Consider the following 8,058-nt stretch of genomic DNA (forward strand, 5'->3'; position numbering starts at 1 on the left):
CGGCAAAAAGAGGTATAAAGGTGATAATTGCCGGTGCGGGTAAGGCGGCTCATCTTGCTGGTGTTGTTGCCAGTTATACCACCTTGCCGGTGATAGGGGTGCCGCTTGATGCGGGGTTGGGTGGCTTGGATGCGCTTTTGTCAACTGTCCAGATGCCTGCGGGTGTGCCGGTGGCAACAATGACGATTGGCAGGTCAGGTGCTATTAATGCGGCGCTTTTGGCGGTGGCGATTTTAGGATTAAGCAATCAGGAACTGAAAGGAAAACTTGAGGGGTTTAGAAAAAGGCAGGCAAAGGAGGCAGGCAAAAGGGGCTAAATAAGGAGGTGTTATGGTCTTATTATTATTACTGATTTCGGCAGGAGGGCAAATGATTCAAAAGGATTCAGTTGTTATTCTGCCCAAGCCCGATACCATTGGCAGGGTTACGGTGGAGCAGGCGCTTTTAAGGCGCAGGTCGGTTCGCTCCTATTCAGGTGAACCCCTAACCCTGCATGAGGTAGGTCAGTTGCTCTGGGCAGCCCAGGGCAAAACCGGTAAGACCTATGGCAGAACCGCACCCTCTGCCGGTGCAACCTATCCGATGGAGGTCTTTTTAGTTGCCGGCAGGGTGCAGGGGCTTGACTCGGGTGTTTATCATTATGATGTTGAGAGGCATGCCTTGCAACTGGTGAAAACAGGTGATGTGCGAAGTGAACTGGCAGGTGCGGCACTTGGTCAGACCTGCATCAAAAATGCTCCGGCAAGCATTGTTCTGACCTGTGAGTATAAAAGGACAACCACCAGGTATGGTGAGAGGGGAATAAGGTATGTTCATATGGAGGCTGGTCATATCGGTCAGAATGTTTCGCTGGAATGCGTTGCTCTTGATTTGGGAACGGTGATGGTTGGTGCATTTAATGACAGTGCGGTTATGCGGGTATTAGGGGTTAAATACGAACCGCTTTATATAATGCCAGTAGGACATAGATAAAAAAGAAAATTTATGGTTGTCACGCACACCGATTTCAGAGGTTTAAAAAGGGTTGGTTCGGGCAAGGTGAGGGATATCTATCAGGTTGGAGACAATCTTTTGATTGTTGCCACCGACCGGCTGAGTGCTTTTGATGTAGTTTTGCCTGACGGGATTCCGGACAAGGGCAAGGTACTGAATCTCCTTTCGGTCTTCTGGTTCAATCGGTTCAAGAGTTTGGTTGAAAATCACCTCATCACCGCGGATTTGCAAGAGTTTCCTCTCGAACTGAAGCCATATCAGGATATTTTGCGTGAGCGGGCGATGCTCGTAAAAAGGGCAAACCCTTTGCCGGTTGAATGTGTTGTTCGCGGTTATCTTGCCGGCAGTGCCTGGAAGGAGTATCAGGAGAAGGGAGCGGTCTGCGGCATAAAACTTCCTGAGGGTCTGGGGCAGGCGGAAAAGCTACCCGAGCCCATCTTTACACCCGCAACCAAGGCGCAGACCGGTCATGATGAGAACATTTCTTTTGAGGAGATGGCAAGGATTATCGGCAAGGATTTGACGAAAAAGATACGGTCAATTTCTCTTGAGATTTATGCGCAGGCGAGTGAATATGCCCGGACCAAAGGGATAATAATCGCCGACACCAAGTTTGAATTCGGCTTGATTGATGGGGAACTGGTTTTGATTGATGAGGTTTTGACACCAGATTCATCAAGGTTCTGGTCGGAGAAGGATTATCAGGTTGGAATTTCCCCGCCAAGTTTTGACAAGCAATTTGTGCGTGACTATCTGATTGGTATTGGCTGGAACCGAGAGCCTCCAGCACCAAGGTTGCCCGAGGATGTGATTCTGGGCACAAGTGCCCGTTACCGTGAGGCGCTACGGCTTTTAACTGGGATAGAAATCAAGGATTGATGCTCGCAAGTGAGTTTGATTATCGGTTGCCAAAGGAGTTGATTGCCCAGGAGCCGGTTGAGCCGAGGGATGCATCCAGGCTTTTGGTTGTTGAGCGTAAGACCGGTGCGATTTATCCCGCCAGGTTTTGTGAGGTTGGCAACTGGCTTGTGCCTGGTGACCTTTTGGTTCTTAATGACACTAAGGTTGTGCCCGCGCGCATCTACGGAAAACTAAAAACCGGGGGCAAGATTGAACTTTTGCTTCTGCGCAGGGTTGAAAGAGGTTTATGGGAGGCTTTGACCCGTCCGGCAAGAAAGGCAAAGCCCGGAACCGAGGTTTTCTTTAATGGCTACCGGGCGGTAATTGAGGAGAGAAAGCCAGAGGGTTTAAGGCTGGTGCGGTTTGAGCCTGAGGATACAACCGGGCTTTTAAACAGTTGTGGCGAACTGGCTCTGCCACCTTATATCAGAAAAAAATGTGATAATCCCGAAAGGTATCAGACGGTCTTTTCCCAGAAGCCGGGTGCGGTTGCCGCACCAACCGCTGGTCTCCATTTCACACCAGAGTTGCTTGAGAAACTCTGTAAAAAAGGCGTGGAGATGGTGAAAATTACATTACATGCTGGACTTGGGACATTCAGACCGATAAAGGCTACTGCGGTTGAAGAGCACCGGATGCATCCTGAGGAGTTTGAATTGTCCGAGGAGGCGGCAATGGCGGTGAACAGGGCGATAAGGGAAAAGAGGCGGATTGTTTGCTGCGGCACGACAACGGTGCGGGTTTTGGAAAGTCAGGCATACCCGACCGAAAATGGATTTGTAGTAAAGCCTGGCAAAGGCGAGACCAATTTGTATATCTATCCGGGTTATGAATGGAAGGTTACCGGTGCCCTTATTACCAACTTTCATCTGCCCAAATCAACGCTCCTCCTTCTTGTCTGTTCATTTGCCAGCAGGGATTTGATAATGAGAGCCTATCAGTATGCGATTGACCACCGCTATCGGTTTTACTCCTTTGGTGATGCGATGCTGATTATCTGAAGGATGGAAAGACTGACGGTTGCAGAGATAGCAAGAGCAACTCAGGGAAGGGTTGTCGAAGGCGCGCCAGAGGCGAGCGTTATCGGTGTCTCAATTGATTCAAGGACAATAAAGCCGGGTGAGATTTATATTGCCATCAGGGGCAAGCGGTTTGACGGGCATCAGTTTGTTTTGGATGCGGTGAAAAATGGCGCGGTAGCGGTGATGATTGAGAAAGGGCAAGGTTCAGGTGGAGGTCAAGGGTTTCCGACCTCAACCTGTTCTGTTATTGAGGTTGATGATACAAAAAGAGCGCTCCTCGGTCTTGCCCGCTGGTATCGCTCACTTCTAAAGGTGAAGGTTGTGGCTGTTACCGGCTCCAATGGCAAGACAACAACGAAGGAGATGCTCGCGAGTATTCTCTCACAAAGATTTCGGGTTGTAAAGGCAAGGCAGAGTTTCAACAACGAGATCGGGGTCCCTTTGACAGTTTTTGAGATGGACCGCACAACTGACCTGGGAATATTTGAGATTGAGATGAACGAATTGGGGGGAACGAAAAGGCTGGCGGAAGTATGTCGCCCAGAGGTTGGGATAATAACCAACATCGGTGATACCCATCTTGAGTTTATGAAGGACCGTCAGGGTGTGGCGAAAGAGAAACGCGAACTCCTTGAGGCTTTGCCTGAGAACGGGGTTGCGGTTGTCAATTTTGATGACCCGTTGGTGATGGCGATGGTTCATAGTTTAGGATTCAAGAACTATATCACCTTTGGTCTTGGAGAGGGTGCGGCTGTTTTCGCCACCGATACAAAAGAAAAGGGGATTTTGGGCAGTGAGTTTGTCTTTATGGGCAGACATCCGGTTAGATTAAGGGTTTTGGGCAAACACAACATCTATAACTTTCTGGCGGCTGCGGCGGCAGCGCGGTCATTGGGTCTAAAGGATGAAGAGATTGTTGCGGGAGTGGACAAATTGTGTTTACCGCCCCAGCGCCTCACAGTAAAAAGACTTGCTGGTGTACTCTTGATTGACGACTGTTTCAATGCCAACCCGCAGTCAATGCAATCGGCACTTGAGGTTTTGAGGGCAACTGCGCCGAAAGAGAGCCGGGTGGCGATCTTAGGTGATATGCTGGAGTTGGGTGAAGAGAGCCGAAGGCTCCATTACGAACTGGGGGTGGTCGCGGCGGAGATAGCTGACCGGCTGGTTGTTGTTGGTAAGGAGGCAGAGTTTGTCGCCTCAGGTGCGCTCTCCCAAGGGATGGACCAAAAGCGGCTCAAGCGCTACCCAAGGAGTGATGCGGTCGGTGATGACTTATTTGACATTTTGAGAGCAGGTGATACAATACTTGTCAAGGGTTCCAGACAGATGGCTCTGGAAATTGTAACCGAAAAGATTGTGAGGTACTATGGAGAAAAAACCGATTAGATTTACCGATACGACGCTGCGCGACGGGCATCAGTCGCTCTGGGCAACGCGGATGACCCTTGGGGATATGCTGCCGGTTTTGGAGCAGATTGACAGTGTCGGCTACTGGTCACTGGAGATGTGGGGCGGGGCGACATTTGATGTGTGCCTGCGGTTTCTCAATGAGGACCCCTGGGAGCGGCTGAGCGCAATCCGGGAGCGGGTGAAGAGGACCCGTTTGCAGATGCTGCTGCGCGGGCAGAATGTGGTCGGCTACCGTAACTACCCGGATGATGTCTTGGAGGAGTTTGTCAACCGGGCAGCCGAGCGCGGGATCGATATCTTCAGAATCTTTGACGCCCTCAACGATGCCCGCAATCTGGAGAAGGCGGTTGAGTTTGTCAAGAAGGCGGGTAAGCATGCCCAAGGGACGCTCTGCTATGCCATCAGCCCGGTGCATACCATTGATTATTATGTTGCCCGTGCCAAGGAGCAAAAGGAGATGGGGATTGACTCCATCTGCATCAAGGATATGGCGGGCATCCTTTCGCCGCAGATTGCCTTTGAACTGGTGGCGGCGTTGAAATCAGAAATCGGACTCGAGGTTCAGGTGCACTGCCATTCATCAAGCGGGATGGCGGTGGCGGCATATCTGAAGGCGGTGGAGGCAGGGGCGGATATCATCGACACCGCATCAGCACCCCTTGCCTTTTTCACCTCCCAGCCGGCGGTGGAGACGATGATTGCGAGTTTAGAGGGAACACCCTATAAGACAGAACTGAACATCGCTGCGCTGGAGGCGATTGCACAGCACTTTGAGAAGCTTTCTGCCGGTAAGTGTATCCCCGGCACCAAGGCGGTGGATTCAATGGTTATCACCCATCAGATTCCGGGTGGAATGGCATCCAACCTCCTTGCCCAGTTAAAGGAGCAGAAGGCAGAGCACCGTTTGCCCGAGGTTTTGGAGGAGGTGCCAAGGGTGAGGGAGGATTTGGGTTATCCGCCCTTGGTCACACCGACAAGTCAGATTGTGGGTGTGCAGGCGGTGATGAATGTCCTTGCGGGCGAGCGCTACAAGGTTGTGCCCAAGGAGGTTAAGGATTATGTCCGGGGTCTTTACGGTCGTCCACCAGCACCGATTCGGGAGGCGATAGTAAAAAAGATTTTGGGGGATGAGAAGCCGATAAAGGGCAGACCTGCTGACCGGCTGGAACCAGGGATGCCCAGGGCAAGAAAGGAGCTTGCCAAGGAGTTGGTGGAGAAGGAGGAGGATTACATCTCCTATGCCATTTTCCCAGAGGTGGCGCTGAAGTTCTTTCAGTGGCGGAAGAACCCAACCAAGGTTGAGGAGCCAAAACCGGTCCCCCAGGAGCCAAAGCCCAAGTCGGAACCGGCACCAAAGCCTGCACCTGAGGAGCCAGGGATTAAAAGGCTGCGCAACCTTCTGGAACTGGCAAGCGCCCATAATGTTACCGAACTGGAATGGGAGATTGGCGAAGAGAGGGTGCGGATAAAGAGGGGTATTGCTGAGTGGGCTTTACCTGTTGTCCGGAGCACAGAACCGGCTACGCCAATGAAGGTGCCAGAATCTAAGGCTCTCCCGGTGAGCGAGGAGTTAAAGCCGCAAGAAGAGGTGCAGGCAGCAGAGGTCAAGGGGGCAGAACCAGCACCGGTTCCGACAACCGGCAAGACCGAACAAATAACCTCGCCGATGGTCGGGACATTTTATTCAAGGTCAAGACCTGAGGCGGCCCCTTTTGTGGAGAAGGGGGATGTGGTTGAGCCGGGTCAGACGCTCTGCATCGTTGAGGCGATGAAACTGATGAATGAGATTCAGGCAGAGAAGAAGTGCCGGATTATTGACATTCTGGTAAAGGATGGCGAGTCGGTTGAATACGGGCAGCCTTTGATGGTTGTTGAGCCGCTGTAGATGAGGTTTGGGGTCAGTGAGAAGAAGGAGGCGGAGTTAACCGCCCGAATGGCAAGGTTGGGAATCTTAGAAAAGGATTTGGTTGAACGGTTCATCCGCTCCTCTGGTCCGGGCGGGCAGAATGTGAACAAGGTTGAGACCGGTGTCTATCTCAAACATATCCCTACCGGAGTTGAGGTCAAGGTTACCAAGGAAAGGTCACAGGCGCTGAATCGGTTTTTAGCAAGGCGGTTGCTTGCCGAGAAAATTGAGGCGCAGATATTAAAGATTAAGACCGAGAGGGAAAGGGAGATTCTAAAAATCAGGCGCCAGAAAAGAAAGCGTTCCAAAAGGGCAAAGGAGAAGGTTTTGCAACTCAAGCGCCTGATTGGCGAGAAAAAGGAGTTGCGCAAGCCGCCTGAGGAGTAGTTCCTAAAGGCTAAGTATACATAAAAGTATACTAAATTCAATGGGGTGAAATTGAGTTAATTCTCGCAGTTTCGTAACTTAGCAAAATGACAATTTTTGTGGGGGTATAATCCCCCTAACAATTTTGGACCCTGAGGCTGAAGACGGGTGTCTAAAAAGAGGTGTCTTGGTCAGCAATCTTTGGTCATCGGTCTTAAGAAATTTTATAAGAATGGGAGGGATGATGGACATTTTATTGACCTGTGGAAAAGGGAGGATATAATTTTGTTTGCAGAGTGGCGATGATTTTAAAAAGGAGAAAAGATGAAGGTTAAGTCGTTTTTTGCTGCCCTTGCCCTGCTCGTGATTTTCTTCACCGGTATTGAGGCAAGGCAGATGATTGTCCGGGTTGAGGTGAAGGACTATCCAACCCTTTATCAGCACATCCCTTTTAAGGGAACATCTATTGAGATTTGTGGCGCGCAACCCGGTAAAAGTTATGACCTTTTGCTTGATGAAAGGGATTTGCCGGTTGTTCTCGCCTCGGGTCTTAAGAGTGAGGTTGTCGTTTCTGACCTTGAACAGGAGAAAATAAAGGCGGCAGGGTTCGGTTATTACTGCTCCTATGACTCCCTGGTGGCGATTATGCGCAACTGGGCAGAAAACTATTCCGAAATCTGCCGGTTGGACTCGATTGGTCCGACCTATGAGGGTCGCTGGATTTACGGGGTAAAGATATCGGACAATCCGCAGCTGGAGGAAAATGAGCCAGAGGTGCTACTTGAGGCGATGCATCACTCCAGGGAATGGGCAACACCGCAGGCGGCAAGATATTTTGCCGACACCATCCTAACGAATTACCAGACCGACTCCCTTTTCAAGAACTTTGTTGACAACCATCAAATCTGGGTATTTCCGGTGGTCAATGTTGATGGCTATGTTTATGACTACCCCTCGCAGCGCTCCTGGCGCAAGAACCGTCAGCCCTTTGGCTCGAATATCGGCTGCGACCCGAATAGGAACTACAATGGCGCGTGTAATGGCTCAAGGATGGCGGACTGGGGTGCCTTGGTTTCCGGCTCGCGTTCCTCCCATTCACCGAGGGATGAGACCTTTATGGGCGGTTATGGTGCCTGGGGCAAGGAGGTTAATGCCCTGTCCAATTTCTTCAAACAGCACACATTTGTTTGCGATATTTCTTTGCACTCATATTCAGAACTGGTATTGTGGCCCTATGGGAATGGCGAGATTACCCCGGACAATCAGACCTTAGTGAGCCTTGGTCAAAGGATGGCGCAGCAGATGCAGAAACTCTCTGGCGGCTATTATACACCCGAGCAGTCAAGCCAGCTCTATCCGACAAGTGGCGGTTCAATTGACTGGATGTATGGCTGGGCACATCACATCGGTGGCTTTCCCTGCCTTTCCTATGTGTTTGAGATTGGCACCGAGTTTTAT

Annotated in this window: 8 protein-coding genes; all 8 read left to right on the forward strand. The window is 50.9% G+C overall.

Annotation, left to right across the window (positions count from 1 at the left end; all coding sequences use genetic code 11):
- On the forward strand, positions 1 to 317 hold a 317-nt coding region (locus tag ABIK47_07810), incomplete at its 5' end, for an AIR carboxylase family protein (GenBank protein MEO0020518.1).
- A 52-nt stretch (positions 318 to 369) separates the two neighbouring features.
- Positions 370 to 972 (forward strand): SagB/ThcOx family dehydrogenase, encoded by a 603-nt coding sequence (locus ABIK47_07815; protein MEO0020519.1) that lies wholly within the window; start codon positions 370 to 372, stop codon positions 970 to 972.
- A gap of 12 nt (positions 973 to 984) precedes the next feature.
- Positions 985 to 1,872 carry a phosphoribosylaminoimidazolesuccinocarboxamide synthase gene (locus ABIK47_07820; GenBank protein ID MEO0020520.1) on the forward strand — a complete coding sequence of 296 codons (888 nt, stop codon included), beginning with the start codon at positions 985 to 987 and terminating at the stop codon, positions 1,870 to 1,872.
- On the forward strand, positions 1,872 to 2,894 hold the full coding sequence (gene queA / locus ABIK47_07825) for a tRNA preQ1(34) S-adenosylmethionine ribosyltransferase-isomerase QueA (GenBank protein MEO0020521.1): 1,023 nt from the start codon (positions 1,872 to 1,874) through the stop codon (positions 2,892 to 2,894). Before ABIK47_07820 ends, queA begins: the two co-directional genes overlap by 1 nt.
- Before the next feature lie 3 nt (positions 2,895 to 2,897).
- A complete protein-coding gene (murF, locus tag ABIK47_07830; GenBank protein ID MEO0020522.1) occupies positions 2,898 to 4,304 on the forward strand; it encodes a UDP-N-acetylmuramoyl-tripeptide--D-alanyl-D-alanine ligase in 1,407 nt (468 codons plus the stop codon).
- Complete coding sequence (accB, locus tag ABIK47_07835) at positions 4,285 to 6,213, forward strand: acetyl-CoA carboxylase biotin carboxyl carrier protein (GenBank protein MEO0020523.1); 1,929 nt, start codon at positions 4,285 to 4,287, stop codon at positions 6,211 to 6,213. The genes murF and accB overlap by 20 nt, the downstream gene beginning before the upstream one ends.
- Positions 6,214 to 6,621 (forward strand): peptide chain release factor-like protein, encoded by a 408-nt coding sequence (locus ABIK47_07840; protein ID MEO0020524.1) that lies wholly within the window; start codon positions 6,214 to 6,216, stop codon positions 6,619 to 6,621.
- A gap of 303 nt (positions 6,622 to 6,924) precedes the next feature.
- On the forward strand, positions 6,925 to 8,058 hold a 1,134-nt coding region (locus ABIK47_07845), incomplete at its 3' end, for a M14 family metallopeptidase (protein MEO0020525.1).

The organism is candidate division WOR-3 bacterium (assembly GCA_039801245.1).
Classification (GTDB): domain Bacteria; phylum Hydrothermota; class Tepidihabitantia; order Tepidihabitantales; family Tepidihabitantaceae; genus JAOABP01.